22 protein-coding genes, 1 pseudogene and 1 riboswitch are annotated in these 19,963 nt (G+C 69.9%); of the genes and pseudogenes, 10 read left to right on the plus strand and 13 right to left on the minus strand.

From position 1 onward, the window contains the following. Positions 1-38 precede the first annotated feature (38 nt). From ABZT02_RS19410 to ABZT02_RS19420, 3 genes are all read right to left on the minus strand, one after another. Positions 39-860 carry an EamA family transporter gene (locus ABZT02_RS19410; RefSeq protein WP_356019174.1) on the minus strand — a complete coding sequence of 274 codons (822 nt, stop codon included), beginning with the start codon at positions 858-860 and terminating at the stop codon, positions 39-41. A 51-nt stretch (positions 861-911) separates the two neighbouring features. Continuing rightward, the gene (locus tag ABZT02_RS19415; RefSeq protein ID WP_007386663.1) at positions 912-1,097 is read right to left on the minus strand and encodes a hypothetical protein; all 186 of its coding nucleotides are present in this window, start codon (positions 1,095-1,097) and stop codon (positions 912-914) included. Between the two features lie 115 nt (positions 1,098-1,212). Next, a complete protein-coding gene (locus ABZT02_RS19420) occupies positions 1,213-2,373 on the minus strand; it encodes an ROK family transcriptional regulator (RefSeq protein WP_356019175.1) in 1,161 nt (386 codons plus the stop codon). Between the two features lie 167 nt (positions 2,374-2,540). Between ABZT02_RS19420 and ABZT02_RS19425 the strand changes: the two genes are divergently transcribed. From ABZT02_RS19425 to ABZT02_RS19440, 4 genes are read left to right on the plus strand one after another with little or no spacing between them, the layout of a single operon-like run. After that, the gene (locus ABZT02_RS19425) at positions 2,541-3,506 is read left to right on the plus strand and encodes a sugar ABC transporter permease (protein WP_356019176.1); all 966 of its coding nucleotides are present in this window, start codon (positions 2,541-2,543) and stop codon (positions 3,504-3,506) included. Between the two features lie 16 nt (positions 3,507-3,522). Beyond that, positions 3,523-4,449: a carbohydrate ABC transporter permease gene (locus ABZT02_RS19430; RefSeq protein WP_356019178.1), complete on the plus strand. Its 927-nt coding sequence runs from the start codon at positions 3,523-3,525 to the stop codon at positions 4,447-4,449. 7 nt (positions 4,450-4,456) lie between these two features. Then, on the plus strand, positions 4,457-5,800 hold the full coding sequence (locus tag ABZT02_RS19435) for a sugar ABC transporter substrate-binding protein (RefSeq protein WP_356019179.1): 1,344 nt from the start codon (positions 4,457-4,459) through the stop codon (positions 5,798-5,800). Between the two features lie 29 nt (positions 5,801-5,829). Then, the gene (locus ABZT02_RS19440; protein ID WP_356019180.1) at positions 5,830-7,032 is read left to right on the plus strand and encodes a Gfo/Idh/MocA family oxidoreductase; all 1,203 of its coding nucleotides are present in this window, start codon (positions 5,830-5,832) and stop codon (positions 7,030-7,032) included. A 30-nt stretch (positions 7,033-7,062) separates the two neighbouring features. Here ABZT02_RS19440 and ABZT02_RS19445 read toward each other — a convergent pair whose 3' ends face one another. Then, the gene (locus ABZT02_RS19445; RefSeq protein ID WP_356019181.1) at positions 7,063-7,758 is read right to left on the minus strand and encodes a L,D-transpeptidase family protein; all 696 of its coding nucleotides are present in this window, start codon (positions 7,756-7,758) and stop codon (positions 7,063-7,065) included. Positions 7,759-7,861: 103 nt separating this feature from the next. Beyond that, complete coding sequence (locus tag ABZT02_RS19450) at positions 7,862-8,665, minus strand: SDR family NAD(P)-dependent oxidoreductase (protein ID WP_356019182.1); 804 nt, start codon at positions 8,663-8,665, stop codon at positions 7,862-7,864. A gap of 49 nt (positions 8,666-8,714) precedes the next feature. Between ABZT02_RS19450 and ABZT02_RS19455 the strand changes: the two genes are divergently transcribed. Beyond that, complete coding sequence (locus ABZT02_RS19455) at positions 8,715-9,260, plus strand: hypothetical protein (protein WP_356019353.1); 546 nt, start codon at positions 8,715-8,717, stop codon at positions 9,258-9,260. Here ABZT02_RS19455 and ABZT02_RS19460 read toward each other — a convergent pair. From ABZT02_RS19460 to ABZT02_RS19475, 4 genes are all read right to left on the minus strand, one after another. Beyond that, on the minus strand, positions 9,251-10,165 hold the full coding sequence (locus tag ABZT02_RS19460; protein WP_356019183.1) for an SDR family oxidoreductase: 915 nt from the start codon (positions 10,163-10,165) through the stop codon (positions 9,251-9,253). The genes ABZT02_RS19455 and ABZT02_RS19460 overlap by 10 nt on opposite strands. Before the next feature lie 80 nt (positions 10,166-10,245). Beyond that, a complete protein-coding gene (locus ABZT02_RS19465) occupies positions 10,246-10,620 on the minus strand; it encodes a DUF4180 domain-containing protein (RefSeq protein ID WP_356019184.1) in 375 nt (124 codons plus the stop codon). Then, entirely contained in the window at positions 10,610-11,239 is a 630-nt protein-coding gene (locus ABZT02_RS19470) for an MBL fold metallo-hydrolase (RefSeq protein WP_356019185.1), read from the minus strand. Before ABZT02_RS19470 ends, ABZT02_RS19465 begins: the two co-directional genes overlap by 11 nt. Beyond that, positions 11,239-12,327 (minus strand): S-(hydroxymethyl)mycothiol dehydrogenase, encoded by a 1,089-nt coding sequence (locus tag ABZT02_RS19475; protein ID WP_356019186.1) that lies wholly within the window; start codon positions 12,325-12,327, stop codon positions 11,239-11,241. Before ABZT02_RS19475 ends, ABZT02_RS19470 begins: the two co-directional genes overlap by 1 nt. 154 nt (positions 12,328-12,481) lie before the next feature. Here ABZT02_RS19475 and ABZT02_RS19480 point away from each other — a divergent pair, with 154 nt between their 5' ends. Beyond that, positions 12,482-12,610 carry a hypothetical protein gene (locus ABZT02_RS19480; RefSeq protein ID WP_356019187.1) on the plus strand — a complete coding sequence of 43 codons (129 nt, stop codon included), beginning with the start codon at positions 12,482-12,484 and terminating at the stop codon, positions 12,608-12,610. A 3-nt stretch (positions 12,611-12,613) separates the two neighbouring features. Here ABZT02_RS19480 and ABZT02_RS19485 read toward each other — a convergent pair whose 3' ends face one another. Further along, positions 12,614-12,901, minus strand: a complete 288-nt coding sequence (locus ABZT02_RS19485; protein ID WP_356019354.1) for a metal-sensitive transcriptional regulator — start codon at positions 12,899-12,901, stop codon at positions 12,614-12,616. Positions 12,902-13,015: 114 nt separating this feature from the next. Between ABZT02_RS19485 and ABZT02_RS19490 the strand changes: the two are divergent. Both ABZT02_RS19490 and ABZT02_RS19495 read left to right on the plus strand, forming a co-directional pair. Beyond that, positions 13,016-13,374 (plus strand): annotated as a pseudogene (locus tag ABZT02_RS19490) (hypothetical protein). A 107-nt stretch (positions 13,375-13,481) separates the two neighbouring features. Continuing rightward, the gene (locus ABZT02_RS19495) at positions 13,482-15,236 is read left to right on the plus strand and encodes an ABC transporter ATP-binding protein (protein WP_356019189.1); all 1,755 of its coding nucleotides are present in this window, start codon (positions 13,482-13,484) and stop codon (positions 15,234-15,236) included. 120 nt (positions 15,237-15,356) lie between these two features. On the opposite strand, the gene ABZT02_RS19500 is transcribed toward ABZT02_RS19495, so the two are convergent. Beyond that, positions 15,357-15,641 (minus strand): hypothetical protein, encoded by a 285-nt coding sequence (locus tag ABZT02_RS19500; protein WP_356019190.1) that lies wholly within the window; start codon positions 15,639-15,641, stop codon positions 15,357-15,359. Positions 15,642-15,814: 173 nt separating this feature from the next. On the opposite strand from ABZT02_RS19500, the gene ABZT02_RS19505 reads away from it, so the two are divergent. Further along, a complete protein-coding gene (locus ABZT02_RS19505) occupies positions 15,815-16,180 on the plus strand; it encodes a nuclear transport factor 2 family protein (RefSeq protein WP_356019191.1) in 366 nt (121 codons plus the stop codon). A gap of 24 nt (positions 16,181-16,204) precedes the next feature. Here the strand turns inward: ABZT02_RS19505 and ABZT02_RS19510 are convergent, their stop codons facing one another. Then, the gene (locus tag ABZT02_RS19510) at positions 16,205-16,888 is read right to left on the minus strand and encodes a MarR family winged helix-turn-helix transcriptional regulator (protein ID WP_356019193.1); all 684 of its coding nucleotides are present in this window, start codon (positions 16,886-16,888) and stop codon (positions 16,205-16,207) included. After that, positions 16,855-16,937: riboswitch (ZMP/ZTP riboswitch) on the plus strand. Its footprint overlaps the gene before it by 34 nt. Positions 16,938-16,959: 22 nt before the next feature. Here ABZT02_RS19510 and ABZT02_RS19515 point away from each other — a divergent pair. Then, positions 16,960-17,811 carry a bifunctional 5,10-methylenetetrahydrofolate dehydrogenase/5,10-methenyltetrahydrofolate cyclohydrolase gene (locus tag ABZT02_RS19515; protein ID WP_356019194.1) on the plus strand — a complete coding sequence of 284 codons (852 nt, stop codon included), beginning with the start codon at positions 16,960-16,962 and terminating at the stop codon, positions 17,809-17,811. Position 17,812: 1 nt separating this feature from the next. Here ABZT02_RS19515 and ABZT02_RS19520 read toward each other — a convergent pair whose 3' ends face one another. Beyond that, positions 17,813-19,780: a ricin-type beta-trefoil lectin domain protein gene (locus tag ABZT02_RS19520; protein ID WP_356019196.1), complete on the minus strand. Its 1,968-nt coding sequence runs from the start codon at positions 19,778-19,780 to the stop codon at positions 17,813-17,815. Positions 19,781-19,963 lie beyond the last annotated feature (183 nt).

A 19,963-nucleotide genomic window follows, 5' to 3' on the forward strand; every position in this document is an offset into this window, starting at 1 on the left:
GGGGCGCGGGCTCGTCCTCCGCTGAAAACGCGCTCTTCTCAGCCGAGGCCGAGCAGGACCGTCGCGACCCCGGCCCCCACGAGGCCCACGACCTGCTTCCGGTTCAGCCGTTCGTGCAGCAGGGCGAGTCCGAGGATCACGGGAAGGGCCGGGTAGAGGGAGGCCAGGACGACGGCGACAGCCAGCAACTGCCGTTGGGCGGCGAGCAGATAGAGAATGAGCCCGAGGGCTGCGCCCGCGCCGACGAGCACCGCCTGACCGGCTCGTACAGGTGGCAGGCGCAGGCGCCGAGGGTGTCGTGCCGCCGTGGGCAGCAGCACGAGTACGGCGGCCACCCGTCCCGCGGCCACCGGCCACAGTCCACTGGAGGCACCGGCCTGGGCGAGGGCGATGTACTGGAGCGCGACGCCGGCACTGGCCAGCAGCCCGTCGGGGACGCCCCCGCCGTCTTCCCTGCCGCCGCCGCAGACCATCCAGAGCGCGGGCGCCGAGAGGACGATCCCCAGCCACGCCACGGTGCTTGGCCGGTCACCGAGGATCACTCCGCACACCACGGAGAGGACGACCCCGGTGACGGCGCTGACGGGTACGACCACGCTCATCGCGCCGTGGCTGAGGCCGCGGTTGAGGAAGTGCATGGCGGCGCCGCTTCCGACACCGGACAGCGCGCCCCACAGGAGGTCAACGGGACGTACTGCCTCGGCAGGGAGGAGAAGTGCGGCGGTGGTCGCGAGGAGCAGGCCGCCGATCTGGCCGAGGAAGGTGACGGCGGCGAAGTGGGCGCGGCGGGACAGCAGGCCGCCGGTGAAGTCGACGATGCCGTAGCAGACCGCTGAGGCCAGTGCGAGGAGAGGACCCATCCCATGGGGGGTGCCCCGGGAAGGCGGCGTGAGTCCCGCCGAACGGGACTGTCAGGCCGCCCGGACCGGCTGCGGAGCGGCGGCGGCCCACTCCAGGACGAGGCGCTGGTACTCCTCGCGCTGCTCGCCGCTCAGTGTCCCGCCCGCCCGGCGCCACAGGGCCCGGATCTCCTCGTTGACCTCGTCGGCCGATCGATCGGTCACGGGTTCAACGGTGGTGGACATGGTGTGAAGCATACGGCTCCGGAAGTGAAGGCGCCGTGAGTAATCACATCAGAAAAGGATATATCGGACCGTGTTACTGATCACGTCCATCTGTCAGGAGGACATCTGTCAAGAGGCGTGACCCGCTTCACACTTCGGCCACACCCAGGACCAGCACCTGGATCGCCAGCACGGCGGCTCCGCGGGCCCAGTCGTGGAAGTCGGACACCCGGGTCTCCAGGTCGATCGGGGTGGCCAGGGGGTGGCGGTGGGAGCGGATCGTGTCCTCCACCCTCTTCCCGGCCACCTCCATCAGTCCGACCCCCTCACCCGCGAGCATGATCTTCTGCGGCATGGCGAAGTTGGCGATCTGGGCGACCAGGACACCGAGGGCGCGCCCGGCCTCGTCGATGACGCGGGCGAGCATGGGGTCGCCTGCCGCGGCGAGGGCGAGGATCTCCTCGTAGGTGTGATCGCGGCCGGTCGCGGCCTGCACCTGGTAGCGGATGTTGGGGATGGTGAGCAGGGAGACGGCGCTGCCGCGGTTGCCGTCGGGGGTGAGGGGCCCGTTGGGGTCGATGATCCAGTGCCGCCCGAAGCCCCGGTCCTCCTCGGCGTAGCGGACGCGCCGGCCGCCGAGCACCAGGCCGTAGCCGATGCCGGCGCCGATGGTGAGGACGACGAAGCGGTCGAGGCCGCGTCCCGCCCCGAACCACGTCTCCGCCTCGACGAGGGCGGCGACGTCGTTCTCGACGACCACCGGCAACCCCGTGCGTTCCTCGACGAGTTCACCGAGGGGGACGTCCCGCCAGTTCAGGAACGGCGATTCCCCGACCACGGCGCGCTCCTGGACGAAGCCGCCGACCCCGATGCCGATGCCCGCGAGCCGCGGGTACGCGCGGGCCAGTTCGCTCGTCATCTCCGCGAGCAGGTCGGCGACCTCGGCGGGGTCGTGACCGGCGAGGGGCCGGTCGTGGCGGGCGACGATCTCGCTCCTGAGGGTGGTGACGACGCCGTAGACCATGTCCTCGGTGATCTTGAAGCCGATGAAGGACCGGGACTCGGCGACGACGTCGAGGGGCTGCGAGGGGCGCCCCTGGCGCGCCTCGGCCGGGGCGCCGGCCTCGGGGACCTCGATCAGCAGGCCGGACTCGATGAGCGGTTTGGTCAGCCGGGTGAGGCTGCCCGCGGAGAGGTCGAGGCGACGGGCGAGTTCGGTGCGCGACAGCGGGCCGTGGACGAGTACCTCGATCGCCACCGAGCGCTCACCGGCGCTCAGCGGTAGCCAGCTGGCGGCAACTGCGGTCATGAAGGTCAGACTCCCACATGATTTTTTTCGTGGTGAAAGCAACATGACCAGGTTAGGGCAGTGGAGGTGGCCCTGAAAAGATGTTTGCAGGCCTCTTGACGCCTGGATTCTTTCGCGACAAAAGTAAGTGGTCGAGGACGAGCCACCGCAGACGAGGGAGTCTCCCGATGACCATCGCCTCCAGCAGCCCCCCGTCGCGTCTGCCGCTCAGCGGCTCCGAGGGGGCACGGACCGAACCGAGCACGGACCGGGGCTCAAGCGGGTCGAGCGGGGGCGACGGGCGCCTGGCCGCGGTGTTCATCGCCCCGGCCCTGATCGGCTTCGTGATCTTCCTGCTCTGGCCCACACTCCGGGGGATCTACCTGAGCTTCACCCGCTTCAACCTGCTGACCCCGGCGGAGTGGGTGGGCCTGGCCAACTACGACCGGATGATCCACGACCCCATCTTCTGGGAGTCGCTGAAGGTCACCGTGGAGTACGTGGTCATCAACATCGGCGTCCAGACGGTGTCCGCCCTGGCCATCGCCGTGCTGCTGCAGCGCCTGACGCAGTCCCCGCTGCTGCGCGGGATCGTGCTCACGCCGTATCTGATGTCGAACGTCGTCGCTGGTCTGGTCTGGCTGTGGATCCTCGACAACCAGCTCGGCATCGGCAACGAGATCATCGCCGGGCTCGGCTTCGACCGCATCCCCTTCCTCGCCGACGAGACCTGGGCGATCCCGACGATCGCCCTGATCAACGTGTGGCGGCACGTCGGCTACACCGCGCTGCTGCTGTTCGCGGGGCTCATGGCCATCCCGAACGACATGTACGAGGCGGCGAAGGTGGACGGGGCGAGCGAGTGGCGGATGTTCTGGCGCATCACCATGCCGCTGCTCAGGCCGGTCCTGGCGGTCGTCCTGATCATGACGGTGATCGGTTCGTTCCAGGTGTTCGACACGGTCGCCGTGACGACCGCGGGCGGTCCGGCGAACGCGACCAACGTGCTCCAGTTCTACATCTACCAATCGGCCTTCGGCCGCTTCCAGTTCGGCTACGCATCGGCCATGTCCGTCGCCCTCCTGGTCGTGCTGAGCGCGATCACCGTCCTGCAGTACCGGCTCACCCGGGCCGGCCAGACCGACCTCGGCTGAACCGGAAGGAGTCGACATGGCTGCCCTGACCACCACCACGACGACACGCATACGGCCCACCGGGCGCCGTTCCCTCTCCCCCGGCCGGGTCCTGGCCTGGACGGCGATGGGTGCGATCCTGCTCGTGACGTTGCTGCCGTTCTACTGGATCCTGCGCACCGCGCTGTCCACCAACTCGGGACTGGCGGCCCACGCCTCCGACCCGCTGCCGGTGGACCTGACCGGCACCGGATTCGCCCGCGCCCTGGGCCTGGAGTCCACGAAGGAGGCGATCGCGCAGGGCGGCGCGGGCGGCGGGCTGAAGTTCTGGCGTTATCTGCTCAACTCGGTGATCGTCTCGACCCTGGTGACCGTCTGCCAGATCTTCTTCTCCGCGATGGCCGCGTACGCCTTCGCCCGGCTGCGCTGGCGGGGCCGGGACAAGGTGTTCGCCCTGTTCCTGGCCGGGCTCATGGTGCCGACCATCTTCACCCTGCTGCCGAACTTCGTGCTCATCAAGGAACTCGGCCTGATCGACAACCTGTTGGGCATCGCGCTGCCGACGATGTTCATGACGCCGTTCGCGGTGTTCTTCCTGAGGCAGTTCTTCATGAACGTGCCCCGCGAGGTCGAGGAGGCGGCCCTGCTGGACGGCGCCGGGAAGGTGCGGATCTTCTTCCGGGTGCTGCTGCCGATGGCGTCCGCACCCGTCCTGACCCTGGCCGTGCTGACATACATCACGTCCTGGAACGACTACTTCTGGCCACTGATGGTGTCCTACAGCGACAGTTCGCGCGTGCTGCCGGTCGCGCTGGCCATCTTCCGCGCCCAGACCCCGCAGTCCGGCGTCGACTGGTCGGGCCTCATGGCGGCGACGCTCATCGCCGCGCTGCCGATGCTGCTGCTGTTCGGGTTCTTCGCGCGCCGCATCGTGTCCACCATCAGCTTCACCGGGATCAAGTGAGGGACTCGTGACGCGACTTCGTACGCTGACCGCACTGGCCGGCGCACTGGCCCTCTGTCTGACGGGCTGTGCGCGCGGCGGCTCCGCCGGGTCCTCCTCGAACACGGTGACGTACTGGCTGTGGGACTCCAACCAGCAGCCCGCCTACCAGGCCTGCGCCAAGGACTTCGAGAAGCAGAACCCCGGACTGCACGTCAGGATCACCCAGTTGGGCTGGGACGACTACTGGACCAAACTCACCGCGAGCTTCATCGCGGGCACCGAGCCCGACGTGTTCACCGACCACATCCAGAAGTTCGGTCAGTTCGCCGACCTGAAGGTCCTCGAACCGCTCGACGACCTGGGCATCGACGAGTCCGCCTACCAGCCCGGGCTGGCGGCCAACTGGATGGGCCAGGACGGCCACCGCTACGGCGCCCCGAAGGACTGGGACACCGTCGCCCTCTTCTACAACAAGAAGATGACCGACGCGGCCGGGCTCACCGCGGACCGGCTGAACGACCTCGCCTGGAACCCCGAGGACGGCGGCACCTTCGAGAAGGCCATCGCCCACCTCACCGTCGACAAGAACGGCAAGCGGGGCGACGAGCCGGGCTTCGACAAGAACAACGTCAAGGTGTACGGCCTCGCCACCAACGGCGGCGGCGACGGCGACGGCCAGACCCAGTGGAGCACCTTCGCGGCCTCGGCGGGCTGGAGCTACACCGACAAGAAGCGGTGGGGCACGAAGTACCGGTACGACAGCCCCGCCTTCCAGTCGAGCATCAAGTGGTACTTCGGACTGGCGAAGAAGGGCTACATGGCGCCCTTCACCGACTACAACTCCCAGTCCAACCAGGCCAACACCCAGGTCGCGGCCGACAAGGCGGCGACCGCCTTCGACGGCGCCTGGATGATCTCCACGTACGCCGGCTTCAAGGGCCTCGACATGCGCACCGCCGTCACCCCCGAGGGCCCCACCGGCAAGCGCGCCACCATGATGAACGGCCTCGCCGACTCCATCACCAAGAACGCCCGCAACAAGGAAGGCGCCCGCAAGTGGGTGAAGTACCTGTCCTCCGACGAGTGCCAGAAGACGGTGGGCGGTTACGGCATCGTCTTCCCCGCCACCCCTGACGGCACCGCCGCCGCCGTGGCCGCCTACAAGAAGAAGGGCATCGACGTCACGGCGTTCACGAAGCCGGTCGCCGACAAGGAGGACTTCGCGACCTTCTCCTACCCCATCACCAACTACGCGGCGGACGTCTACGCCTTGATGCACCCCGCCATGCAGGACATCTTCGGCAACGGCAAGTCCGTGACCGGCCTCGACCGGACCAACGACCAGATCAACCTGATCCTCTCGCAGTGATCCCGCGACCAGTGAAGGACACACCCCGCATGACGTTCTCCCTCGGCATCGTCGGCGCCGGCCAGTTCTCCGGCCAGTTCGCCACGCTGTTCCAGGCCCACCCCGGTGTCGGCGACGTGTACGTCACCGATCTGCTGCCCGAACGGGCCGAGCAGCTCGCCGGGGCGCAGGGGCTCGCCGGCACCTTCCCCACGTACGAGGCCATGCTGGAGTCGAAGGAGGTCGACGCGGTCGCGATCTTCACCCAGCGCTGGACGCACGGCCCCCTGGTGCTCCAGGGCCTGAACGCCGGCAAGCACGTGTACTCCGCCGTGCCCATGGCCATCACCGCCGAGGAAATCTCGGCGATCATCGACGCGGTCCGGGCGACCGGGCTGACGTACATGATGGGCGAGACCAGCCAGTACAACCCGGCGACCGTGCACGCCCGCAACCAGATCGCCGAGGGCGCCTTCGGACGGCTCTTCTACGCCGAGGGCGACTACGTCCACGACATGGATCTGGGGTTCTACGAGGCGTACCAGTACAGCGGCGGCGAGAAGTGGAAGGAGACCGCCAGCTATCCCCCCCTGCTCTACCCCACGCACTCGGTGGGCGGGGTGCTGGGGGCCTGGCAGACGCACGCGGTGAGCGTGTCGGCGATCGGTGTGGTCGACGACCGCGGGGACGGCGTGTTCGACAAGGAGGTCAGCCGGTTCGGCAACGACTTCTCCAACGCGACGGCGCTGTTCGAGGTGGCGGGCGGCGGGTCGTTCCGTACGAACGAGTTCCGGCGGGTGGGCTACCCCTCGCACATCCGGGAGTCGCGTTTCCGGTTCTTCGGGACCGAGGCGAGCATGGAGCAGCTGGCCACTGTCGCCTTCTGGCAGGACAAGAAGGGCGTGAAGGACATCAGCGAGCTCCTCGAGCCCAAGCCCACCATGTCTCCTGACGACCCGTCACTTCAGCACATCGCGCCGGACCTGCGGGCCGCCTTCACGTCCGGGTCGGCGCCGGTGCACGACCGGGCCCGGCTGCCGCGCGCGTTCGACAACCTGCACAACGGCCACGAGGGCAGCCACCACTTCCTGGTGGACGACTTCGTGACCGCGGTGAACACCCGCACCCTGCCGACGGTGAACGCCTGGGTGGCGGCCCGCTACACCCTGCCGGGCATCGTCGCGCACGACTCCGCGCGGCAGGGTGGGGCGAGGCTGGAGATCCCGGACTTCGGGGACGCGCCCGAGGCGTGAGTCGTGTCGTCGCGCCGGGCGCCTGGTGTCTCAGGTGCCCGGCTTGCGGCCGTACACGAAGACGTCGTCGCCCTTCTTCAGCAGCGACCAGTACTTCTTGGCGTCCTTGGGCGTCATGTTGGTGCAGCCGTGGGAGCCGGGCGGGTTCCACATGCTGAGGTTCACCGAGTGGAAGGCCTGGCCGCCGTCGAAGAACTGGCTGTACGGCATGGGAACGTTGTAGATCGACGAGACGTGGTCGATGTCACGCCAGTAGATCTTCTTCAGGCCGGTGCGGGTCTCGTAGCCGTCGCGGCCGGTGCGGACCGGGACCGGGCCGTAGACGAGCCTGCTGCCGTCCTGGATCCAGCTCAGCTGGAGGGTGAGGTTCACGCAGGCGATGCGGCCCTTGTTGGTCGGGCACTTGCCGTCCCTGTTCGGGTTGCTGCCGACGGCCTTCTGCTTGTTCATCAGGTCCATCACACCCCAGGTGACGGAGCCCGCGTAGCCGATGTTCGGTGTGATGCCGTGCTTGGTCTGGAAGGCCTTGATCGCCTTGCAGTCGGCGGTGGACTGCCTGCCGTCGACCGGGCGGCCGAGGAACTTCTCCACCTTCTTCTGGTACGGCCCCGCCTGCGTGGTACAGCTGGCCGCCTGCGCGGGCGCGGCGCCCAGCGCGACGGTCAGCGGTACGACGAGTCCGGTGATCCCGAGTGCGACGGCACCCCGTCTGCGTATGTCCCCCATGGCCCTGTCCCCTTCATAGGTCCTGCGATCTCTTACCTCTAGACAGGTCTTCGAGCCACTTCGTTGTACCGCAGGGCGTGCTGGGACGGAACGGTGACAAAGCTCACGACGGAGCCCCGCGGTCCGGATGGACCGCCGCGTGGAAGCCCGTGTTGACCGCGGTGAGGCCGCCGTCGACGACCAGTGCGGTGCCGGTGATCCACGCCGCGTCACGGGAGGCGAGGAAAGCGACGGCCGCGGCGATGTCCTCGGGTTCACCGACCCGGCCGAGAGGGTACAGCCGCCGCATCTCGGTGAGCTCGCTCTCGCGCCCTTCCCAGGCGGAGGTGCGGACCGTGCCCGGGACGACCAGGTTGACGCGTACCCCGCGGGCGGCCGCGTGCCCGGCGAGGGTACGGGTCAGCGAGCCGAGGCCCGCCTTGGCGGCGCTGTAGGCGTGGTTGCCGAAGTCCTGGAGGCCGTTGACGGAACCGATGTTGACGATCGCGCCCCGACCCGAGGCGACCAGGTGCGGGAGCGCGGCGCGCGAGCAGCGGTACGGCCCGCTGAGGGTGATGTCCAGGTCACGCGCCCACTCGTCGTCGGAGTCGTCCTCGAAGAGCGGGGTCTGCGGGGTGCACCGGGCGGCGCAGTTGACCAGGACGTCGAGCGAGCCGAACGCCGCCACGGCGTGGGCGACGGCCGCCTCGACGGCCGCACGGTCCGCCACGTCGCACTCCAGCGCCTGGGCGGTCAGACCCTGCTCACGCAGGCGCGCGGCCGTCTCCTCGACCACGCGCCCGTCGCGGTCGGTCAGCAGCACCCGCGCCCCCTCCTCGGCGAGCCTGCGGGCGACCGCCGCGCCGATTCCGCGGGCGGCACCCGTGACCAGTGCCGCGTGTCCCTCGAAGCGCTCGGTGTGGGTCATGGGCCGAAGATAGCCCCTCGGTGATCAACGGGGCAGATACCGTGCGTCCCTGTCCGCGTTCCTTCAGCAACTCCCCGCACTCATCGGCGTCGTCATCGGCGCGCTCGGTTCGTATGCGGCGGTCGTGCGGGGCGACCGGGTGCGGTTCCAGCGGGAGCGGGCGGCCCGTTGGGAGGAGCGCAAGTTCGCGGTGTACGCCGAATACGCGCGGGCGTTGAAGAAATCCGTCACGCTGACCTACCGGGTCGCCGCCCACTTCGGCAACGATCCGCACCCGCACCCCTTGACGCCTCAGGAGGCCGAGCCACAACTGGCCGAGGCGACGACCGCACGGGATCCGGCCGGAGAGGCGCTGATCCTGCTCGGCAGCCCCACGGTGGTGGAGCGGGCCCGGACCTGGGTCGTCTCCGTGATGGAAATGGAAGCCTTCCTGCGCGCGGAGACGCGTGACCCGGCCGCGTGGCAGGCCCTGATGGAGCGGCAGCGCGCCGGCCGCGAGGGGTACTACCGGGCCGTGCGGGAGGATCTCGCGCTGCCGCCGGGCCATTCGGCGCGCTGGGCCCTGCCGTCGAGCGGCACGCCGCCTCAGCGGTAACCGGTCACGTCCGCCGGCTTTCCCGCGTCCTGGACCTCGACCAGGTAGCGCCAGGCGTCGGGGCGGCTGCCGTCGAGGTCCGTGAAACCGTACGTCCGCGCGAGCGAGCCGCTGTCGAGGGACTGGCCGTTCCAGCGGGCCACGTCGGCGTCGGCGGCCAGCGCGGCGACGGCACGGCCCACGTAGTGCGGGGTCTCCGAGATGGCGAAGTGGGGCACGCGATCGAGGGCGTCGCGCCAGTTGTCCTCTCGGACGCCGAAGTGGTCGAGCATCATCTCCGAGCGCAGCCAGCCCGGGGTGAGCGCTACGGCGGTGGCGCCGCGCGGTCCGAGTTCGTGGCCGAGGGCGAACGCCATGCGGATGACGGAGGACTTGGCGAGGTCGTAGAAGAAGGAGACCCGGTAGTTCGCGCGGTTGTAGGCGTCGGTTCCGTCGGTCATCTCGACGACCAGGCCGCCGGGCCGGCGCAGCAGCAGGGGCAGGGCGTGGTGGCTGGTGATCGCGTGGGTGTCGATCGCGAGCCTGAGCAGCCGCAGGCCGTTGTCGAGGTCGTGCTCCCACACCGGGCTGTCCCACGCGAAGAGGTGCTCGCCGCCCCAGATGTCGTTGACGAGGACGTCGAGGCGGCCCTGCTCGTCGGCGATCCGGTCGACAAGGGTGCGGACCTGCGCGGGGTCCAGATGGTCGGTGGGTACGGCGATGCCGTGGCCGCCGGCCGCGGTGACGAGGTCGGCGGTGTCCTCGATGGTCTCGGGGCGGTCGTACTCGGAGCGGCGGGCGCGGGTGCTGCGTCCGGTGACGTAGACGGTGGCGCCCGCCGTCCCGAGTTCCACGGCGATCCCGCGTCCCGCTCCGCGTGTGGCCCCGGCGACCAGCGCGACCTTGCCTTCCAACGGCTGTGACATGTCCGACCTCCCGTTGTGCACGATGTCTCGTCGAGCATGGCCGGGAAGCCGGACAACCTCTGTCGTGATTTACGGGAGGGTCACCCGGTCGCGCCAAGTTTCTCGTCCAGGGTGTCCAGATCCGGCAGGAACCAGATGTGGCCGCCCTGGTTCGTCTCGTGGACGAAGTCCCTGAGGGCGGTGCTGTCGTCGAGGTGACGGGTGACGTCACCGACGACCGCCAGCCGGACCCGGTAGGTCACGAACTTCTGCATCACCGCGCCCGCGACACCCGACCGCAGCCGGAAGAAGTCCTGGGCGACCCGTGCCACGGGTACGACGACCACCTGGGCGTCGCGGCCCATCGCGTCGCCGATCAGGTCGAGGGCCGCCCGTTCGCCGTCCAGCGGCGGTCCGTCGGGGGCGCAGTGCAGGACGTTCACACCGTTCAGGTGCACGACGTCGTCAGTGGCCACGGTCGATCCATTCCTGGAGGTGCGGGGCCTCGGCGCCGATCGTCGTGGGGTCACCGTGGCCGGTGAGGACCTTCGTCTCGGGCGGCAGGGCCAGCAGCCGCTCGCGGATCGAGTCGATGATCGTCGGGAAGTGCGAGTAGGAACGGCCGGTGGCACCGGGGCCGCCCTGGAAGAGGGTGTCGCCGGTGAAGACGGTACCGAGGCCGGGGTCGTAGAGGCAGACCGCGCCCGGGGCGTGGCCGGGGGTGTGCAGCACCTGGAGGTCGATGCCCGCGGCCTCGATGACCTGGCCGTCTCGCAGGTGGGCGTCCGGGTCGCGGTCGGGGTGGGTCTGCTTCCACAGCGGCAGGTCGTCGGGGTGCAGCCAGATCGTGGCGCCGGTGCGGTCGGCGAGGGCGGGCGCGGCGTCGATGTGGTCGTTGTGAGCGTGGGTGCAGACGATCGCGGTCAGCCTGCGGTCGCCCACGGCCTCGAGGATGGCGTCTGCGTCGTGGGCGGCGTCGATGACGATCACCTCGTGGTCGTCGCCGACGATCCAGACGTTGTTGTCGACGTCCCAGGTGCCGCCGTCGAGGCTGAACTGCCCGGAGGTGACGAGGCGTTCGATGCGGGCGGCCATCAGAGCACCACCACCGAGCGCAGGACGTCGCCGTGGTGCATGCGCTCGAACGCCTTCTCCACCTCGTCGAGTTGGATGGTCTCGGTCACGAACGCCTCCAGGTCCAGGCGGCCTTGCAGATGCAGGTCGATCAGCATGGGGAAGTCGCGGGAGGGCAGACAGTCGCCGTACCAGGACGACTTGAGCGAGCCGCCGCGCCCGAAGACGTCGAGGAGCGGCAGCTCCAGCTTCATCTCGGGGGTGGGCACCCCGACGAGGACGACGGTGCCGGCGAGGTCGCGGGCGTAGAAGGCCTGCTGGTACGTCTCGGGGCGACCGACCGCCTCGATGACGACGTCGGCGCCGAAACCGCCGGTCAGTTCACGGATCGCCTCGACCGGGTCCGCGTCCTTCGAGTTGACGGTGTGGGTCGCGCCCATGGTGCGGGCCTTCTCCAGCTTCCGGTCGTCGATGTCCACGGCGATGATCTTCGCGGCGCCCGCGAGGTTCGATCCGGCGATGGCCGCGTCGCCGACGCCGCCGCAGCCGATGACGGCGACGGTGTCGCCCCGGCCGACGTTCCCCGTGTTGATCGCGGCGCCGATGCCGGCCATCACGCCACAGCCGAGGAGTCCCGCGACCGCGGCCGACACCGAGGGGTCGACCTTGGTGCACTGTCCGGCGGCGACCAGCGTCTTCTCGGCGAAGGCGCCGATGCCCAGGGCGGGCGAGAGCTCCTGTCCGGTCGAGGCGAGGGTCATCCTCTGCTCGGCGTTGTGGGTGTTGAAGCAGTACCAGGGCCGCCCGCGCAGGCAGGCCCGGCAATTGCCGCACACGGCACGCCAGTTGAGGATCACGAAGTCGCCGGGCGCGACGTCGGTCACCCCCTCGCCGACCGACTCCACGACACCGGCGGCCTCGTGACCGAGCAGGAAGGGGAAGTCGTCGTTGATCCCGCCCTGCTTGTAGTGCAGGTCGGTGTGGCAGACCCCGCAGGCCTGCACCTGCACGACGGCCTCCCCCGGCCCCGGGTCCGGCACCAGGATCGTCTCCACCCGCACCGGCTCGTCCTTGCCGGGTGCGATCACTCCGCGTACCTCCTGCGCCATGGCCCTGACCCCTTCTGTCGCCCGGTGTACGTCCCTCCGACCCTACGCGTGACTGATCAGTAACGGCACCGATTCCCGCACGGCAAAATACCCCCGGGGGTAACTGAGCCCCGGTTTCGCGAGCAGAGGAGTCGCGCGGTCACGGACGGAGAGGGTGCCCACGACGAGCCCGGCGCACGGCGGGCGCCCGGCCGCCAAGGTGTCGCCAGGCGCACTCCAGCGGACCTTCGCCGTGGCGCTCCCGGCCGTGGCCGTGCTCATGCCGGGCGACGCCGTCCTGTGACGGTCACGCCAGTGACAGGAACAGCTTCTCCAGCCGGGCCTTCATCTGCTCCGTCGTCTCGCCGTCGCCCCGGTTGCGCTCGGGATCGGTCAGGCACTGCTGAAGCCCCGTCGCGATGATCGCGAAGCCGGCCCGGTCGAGGGCGCGGGAGGCGGCGGCGAGCTGGGTGACCACGTCCTCGCAGTCCCGGCCCTCCTCGATCATCCTGACCACTCCGGAGATCTGCCCCTGTGCCCGGCGCAGCCGGTTCAGCACGGACTTGAGCTCATCGCCCTCGAACTGAAGCTCCACCATCACTCCTCTGCATACCCGTGGGGGTATTTTACCGTCTCCGGGTCACCACGCGGGTCACGTCGTACGCCCACCGCTCTCGACGCCACGCAGGCAGGCGTCCGCCCGGACGAACTGACGGTCGTCCGCCCCCCTGGACCAGCCAGACGGGCCCAGCCCGCGCTGCGCGAGGTTCGCGGCGACCTGCTCGTCGTCTGTGCCTCCGGCACGCGTTCACGGAGCGCCTGCGAGGTCCCCGCCGAGCACGGCAGACGGGCCGTCACCCTGACCGGCGGCACGCAGGGCCGGGCGGCGGCCGGGCGACGGCTCGACCGGCCGGCGCCGGGTAGCTCTCGGCAGGCATTGCGGGCGGCCCCGTCTACCCCGCGCTCACCGACACCTGCGGCATGGCCGTCCTCCTGCGGAAACGACCGCACAACCGGTCACGGGCCACCGGCCTCGACGCGACCCTGGCCGCGCTCTCCGGCCGCTGATCCCGGTCACCGCGGGGACGCCTGCGTCCCCGGAACCGGTAAAGCGCCGTGGGAGAGCGCCGACGTAGCCTGAAGGCTCCGCACGCCGTCGGGCCCCAAGGAGCACCGTGAGCAGCACCGAGACCGAGACCGGGCCGCCGACCTGGCGGTTACTCCTCGGATACGTAAGGCCGCACCGCTGGACCCTACTGGCCGGTGCCCTGCTCTCGCTCCTCACCGGGGCCACCGGTCTGCTGCTGCCGCTGGTGGCCCGGGAGTTGATCGACGACCTGTCCCACGACCGCACGATCACGGGCGCGTTGTTCGTCATGTCGGGGCTGGTGATCGCCAACGCGGCGGTGGGCGGGCTGGGTTCGTACGTGCTGCGGCGTACCGCGGAGTCGGTGGTGTTGGGTGCGCGGCGCGCGCTGTCGTCGTATCTGCTGCGCCTGCGCATCACGGCCGTGGACCGCACGGAACCCGGCGACCTGATGGCCCGGATCACCTCGGACACCACCCTGCTGCGCGAGGTCACCACCGACTCGCTCGTGGGGCTCGGGACCGGTGGGCTCACGCTGGTCGCGACCGTGGTGATGATGGGCCTGGTCGATCCCGTGCTGCTGGGCGTGACGCTGGCGGTGATCCTGGTGGCGGGCACGGTCCTCGGGGTGATCGTGCCGCGCATCAACCGGGCGAGCCGTCAGGCGCAGGACGCGGTCGGCGTGATGGGCGCCTCGCTGGAACGCATCCTCGGCGCGCTGCGCACGGTCAAGGCGTCCGGCGCCGAGCACCGGGAGGAGAAGACGCTGCACGCGGCGGCCGAGGAGTCGTGGCGGCAGAGTGTGCGGGCCGCCAAGTGGTCGGCGGCGGCGGGCAATACGGCGGGACTCGCGATGCAGATCGCGTTCATCACGGTGCTCGCGGTGGGCGGCGCGCGGGTCGCCACCGGTGCCATCGATGTCGGCACGCTGGTCGCGTTCCTGCTGTACGTCTTCTATCTGATGTCGCCGATCCAGCAGGTCGTCGGGGCGATCACGCAGTACCAGACCGGGGCGGCGGCTCTCGCCCGTATCCAGGAGGCGCTGCGGCTGCCCGCCGAACCGGCCGCTCTGCCCGCGCCGTTGCCCGCCGACGGGGCCGCGCCGGCTTCCGTCGCCTTCACGGACGTGCGCTTCCGGTATGCCGACGATCTGCCGTACGTCCATCACGGGGTGACGTTCGATGTGCCCGCGCGGGGGATGACGGCGTTCGTCGGGCCGTCAGGGGCGGGGAAGACGACGGTGTTCTCGTTGATCGAGCGGTTCTACGATCCCGAGGCCGGGGTGGTGACGCTGGACGGGCGGGACCTCGCTGAGTGGGATCTGCCCCGACTCCGGTCCGCGATCGGGTATGTGGAGCAGGACGCGCCCGTCCTGTCGGGGTCTCTGCGGGAGAATCTGCTGCTCGGGAACCCGGAGGCGGACGAGGACGCGGTGGCACGCGTGCTGAAGACGACCCGGCTCGACACTCTGGTGGCCAAGCTGCCCGCCGGGCTGGAGACGCTGGTCGGGCACCGGGGGACCAAGTTGTCGGGTGGGGAGCGGCAGCGGGTGGCGATCGCCCGTGCGTTGCTGCGACGGCCCCGGCTGTTGCTGCTGGACGAGGCCACGTCCCAGCTGGACGCGGTGAACGAGGCGGCCCTGCGGGACACGGTGGCGGATGTGGCGCGTACGACCACGGTGCTGGTCGTCGCGCACCGGTTGTCCACGGTGACGATGGCCGACCGGATCGTGGTCATGGACGGGGGTCAAGTGCGCGCGGTGGGGACGCATCGGGAACTGGTCGCGGGAGACCCGTTGTACGCGGAGCTGGCCGCCACGCAGTTCCTGGCGACCGCCGGTTGAGACAGCTCGCACCACGATTTCCGGATGCGCCCGCGGCCCGGATTCCACTTCCCGGACGAGGGGACCTGCGGCGAGGGCCGCCCGGTGATCCGGGCGGCCCTCGGTCTCCGTGCGGGAGGCTCAGTCGACGGCCGGCACCAGCCCGGTGACGGGGGCGACGAGGCCGGTGAGCTGTTCCAGCTGGCCCAGCTGGTTGAGGCCGGCCAGTTGCCGGGAGACCGGCGGGATCTCGTCCTTGTGCTCCGCGGGGATCTTGCTCGTCGCGAGCGAGTCGATCACGGCGATCGGATTGAGCTGCCCGGTGTCCGGGCCGGCCGCGTCGGCCGCGTTCGCGAGGGGGGCGGTGAGGCCGGTGACGCCGACGGCGAGACCGACGGCGGCAACGATACGTCGAGTTGAGATCATGTTTTCAGCAACGCGGGCGGGCCTTCCACGGAAACGGCCGCCCGATGCCCCTCACCCGTCAGGCCCAGCGCCCGGTCTGCGCTTGCCGTGGCCGCCGGGGCGGAGGAGTCTCGAAGAAACAAGCCCTCCGCGGTCCGCTCCTCGTCGGACCGCGGTCCTCGAAGGAGGTCCCCATGGGCACCGCGGCAAGCTCCGGCTTCACCACCGAAACCCTCCGCAGCGGCATCGAAGGAACGTCTGCGGCGAATCTTCTGTCGCTCTACGCGGACGACGCCGAGATACGCGTCGTGGACCGCAATACCCAGCCCAGCCACCCCATGGTCCTGCACGGCAGGGACGAGATCAGCGCGATGCTCGACGACGTCTACAGCCGCGACATGACGCACAAGCTGGAACAGTGCGTGGTCGAAGGCGACCGTGTCGCCTTCAGCGAGTCCTGCCGGTACTCCGACGGGGTACGCGTCCTGTCCGAGTCGATGCTGACGCTCCGGGACGGCAAGATCACCGAACAGACCATGATCCAGGCCTGGGACGAGTAACGAGAAAGGCGCCGAAGGTCCAGATCACGATCCGGCCGACCTGGGCCTTCCCGGCGCGGGCGCCGTCTGCCCGGCCGGGTCCGTCTCGGCGGCCACGACCAGTTTCCGTAGCAGGTCGGCAAGGGTTCGCCGCTCTGCCGGGGTGAGTGCGCGAAGCAGCGCGAGCTCGCCCGCCTCCTCCGAGGCGACCTGCTGTTCGAACGCGGCGTGCCCGGCCTCGGTGAGCCGGACCCGCACCCGTCGCCGGTCGTCGTCCTCGTGCGTCCGGACGATCAGCCCGGCATCCTCCAACGGCGCCAGCCGGGCCGACAGGGCTCCCCTGGTCAGTCCGAGGTGGTCGGCGAGAAGCGACGGGCTGCCGGTGTACGGCGGCCCGAGCCTCCGCAGGGTGAGCAGCACCTTGTACTGCCAGTTCCGCAGTCCGTCGGAGTCGAGGGTGTTCCCGCGGCCCTGGGACGCGTACCGGGCCAGGATGGCCAGTCGCGCGAAGATCGCCTCGCGGTCCTGGCCCGGGACACCGGCGACGAGGCCGGGGCAACCGTCCTGGCCCGAGAGATCGCTCGCTGGGCCGGGGCGATCGGCGCCGACCAGGTCCGCGCCCAGGCGCTCGGCCTGCTCTCGGGGGCCGATCAGCAGAGCGGGTCCTGACCGTCGTAGCGCGTCGGTTAATGTGATGTCCGGGCCGTGACTGGCGCTGAGGTGGAGCACCACCGTGGAGCGGCCCGCACACTCGACGCCGTGCGCCTGGGCGATTCCTTCGATCGGCTCAGGAGTGGATCATGGACCAGGCACGGATCATGGACGGCACCGCGCTCGCCCGGCGCATCGTCGAGGCGACCGCGAAGCGGGCGGCCGACCTCACCGGGCGCACCGGACAGGCGCCCTGCCTCGCGACGGTGCTGGTCGGCGAGGACCCCGCCTCCGTCACCTACGTCCGTATGAAGCGCAACCGCTGCCGCCAGGCCGGCATCGAGTCGCGGCAGGTGGAGCTGCCCGCGGCCACCACCACCGAGGAACTGGTCGGCACGCTGCGCGCCCTCTCGGACGACCCCACCGTGCACGGCATCCTGCTCCAGCATCCGATGGGCCCGCACATCGACGAGCGGGCCGCGTTCGAGGCGATCGCGCCGGAGAAGGACGTCGACGGGGTCACGTTCGCCTCGTTCGCGACGATGAGCTTCGGGCTGCCGGGCTTCGTGTCGTGCACACCCGGCGGGATCATGCGGCTGCTCGACGAGTACGACGTCGACCCGGCCGGCAAGCGGGCCGTGGTCGTGGGCCGCAGCGCGATTCTCGGCAAGCCGGCCGGCATGCTGCTGCTCGCCCGGGACGCCACGGTGACCTACTGCCACTCCCGTACGGCGGACCTGTCGGCGGCCGTAAGGGAGGCGGACATCGTGGTCGCCGCGGTGGGCCGGCCCCGGCTGATCCGGGGCCAGGACATCAAGCCCGGCGCGGTCGTGGTCGACGCCGGGTACAACGCGGGGAACGTGGGTGACGTCGACTTCGACTCCGCGGCGGAGCGGGCCTCGCTGATCACGCCGGTGCCGGGCGGGGTCGGTCCGATGACCATCGCCACGTTGCTGGAGCAGACCGTCCAAGCAGCGGAGGCGGCCGCCCGGCAGGGCTAGATCAGCTCAGCGTCCACTTCTGGTTGCTCTGTCCGTTGCACGACCACAACACCATCTGGGTGCCGTTGGCCGTGCCGACCCCATGGGCGTCCAGGCAGAGACCGGCGTTGAGGTTGGTGACCGTGCCGTCGCTGTTGACGTTCCACTTCTGGTTGTTCTGGCCGTTGCAGTCCCAGATCACGACCTTGGTGCCGTTGGTCGTGCCGAGGTTGTAGGCGTCCAGGCACTTGTTGCCGTACACCACGAGTTCCTTGCGGGAGGTGTACGTCCACTGCTGGTTCTGGCCGCCGTTGCAGTCCCACAGCTCTGCCTGGGTGCCGTTCCCGATGGTGTTGTCGTAGACGTCCAGGCAGCGGCCGGACTGGGTGCCGACGGCGAGGGTGCCGTTGGTGCCGGGCAGCGGGTGGACCGTGATGTCGGCGAGTGTCGGGGCGCCCGTGAAGGTCAGTGTGTTCGCGGCGCCCTTGGACAGGCCGACCTGGACCGAGACGGTGCCCTGGGAGGAGCCGGTGGGCGGGAAGGAGACCGTGGTCGCGCCCTGGCCGTTGACCTTGAGCGTCGCGGTGCGGGCCGCCGAGGTGTTGTTGGTGTAGGCGACGTCGACGGTCTTGATCCCGGTGTTCCCGGCGACCACGCCGGAGAAGCTCGCCGTGCCCGCGTAGGTGCTGCTCGCGGCCTCGGTGCCGCCGGTGACCGTGAGCATCACCGAACCGCCCGCCGGAACGCCGGTGGTGTAACCCGTGCCGTACGAGCCGATGGTGGAGCGCGTCCACAGGTCACGGACGGTCGCGCTCGCGTTGGTGAGGCCCAGGTCGGACCAGCGGACGGTGATGTTCTGGGCGGAGGAGGTGCGGTTGAGGAGGACGACGGCACGGTTGCCGGTGCCGGACAGGACCTTGCCGTAGACCTGGAGTCCGGTGGTGTCCTCGGCGACCTTGACGCCCTGGAGCCCGCGCGGGTCCTGGTCGACGGCGATGACCTCGGGGTTCTTGAGGATGTTCGCGGTCTCGGTGGTCATGGTGGCCAGGTTGTTGCCGGCGAGCAGCGGGGCGCCGGAGACGGCCCACAGGTTCATGTGGGTGCGGTTCTGGGCGGCGGTGAAGCCGTCCATGCCGACCATCAGCATGTCCGGGTCGTTGTAGTAGCCGGTGTGCTGGGCGGTGGGGTGCAGGTTCCGGTCGTAGTTGGTCAGCAGGTTGGTCATGGACGGCTTGTTGCCGTAGAGGATGATGTCGTCGTTGGTCCGCCACATCGCGCCCTGCCCCGGGGCCCAGTTCCACGGGTTCTGCCTGCCCCAGTTGCACAGCGACAGGGTCATCGGGCGGCCGGTGGTGGCGGTGGCCCTGGTGATCGCGTCGCTGATCGACCGGTACGTCGTCCTCGCGTCGAGTCCCTCCGCGTCACCGCCGCACCAGTCGACCTTCACGAAGTCGAAGCCCCACCGGGAGAACTGGAGCATGTCCTGGTCGTAGTGGCCCTCACCGCCGGAGCCGGGGGCGGCCGGGCGGCCCGTCGGGTAGTAGTAGCCGCAGCCGTCCTTGCCGGCGTCGGTGTAGATACCGGCCTTGAGGCCCTTGCCGTGGATGTAGTCGGCGATGGCCTTCATGCCGCCGGGCCACTCGGACTCGTCGACGGTGATGTTCCCGGCACTGTCGCGAGTGCCCTGCCACCAGCCCTCGTCGATGTTGACGTACTTGTATCCCGCCGCCGGGAGACCGGACGCGACGAACGCGTCGACCTGCGCCTTGATCACGCTGTAGTCGATCTTCGCGGCGAAGCTGTTCCAGGACGCCCAGCCCATCGGTGCCGAGGGCACTGGTATCTGCCGGGCCGTCGCGGCCTGCGCGGGGGTCGGCTGGGCGAAGAGCAGCGCGGCGGTGGCGGTCAGGGCGAGGACGAGGGCGCGGACGGCCGCGGCTCGGAAACGTCCTGCGAGAGTTCTGCGGGTCGTTCGCGGCGGGGGGTACATGCGGCTCCTTCTAGCGGGGGGAAGGACCAGATCTGATCGACATGTCGAACAAGAGCCGATGTTTCGCACACCGTGCGCGCTGAAGCTAGAGCCACGGGAGGTTGAAGTCAACGGATGCGACGGAGGCGAACTGGCCGATGTGAACAGGCCGTTCGGGCGGGACGGCGGGACTCGGCGCCATAC

It is taken from the genome of Streptomyces sp. NPDC005402 (assembly GCF_040606575.1).
Lineage (GTDB): Bacteria > Actinomycetota > Actinomycetes > Streptomycetales > Streptomycetaceae > Streptomyces.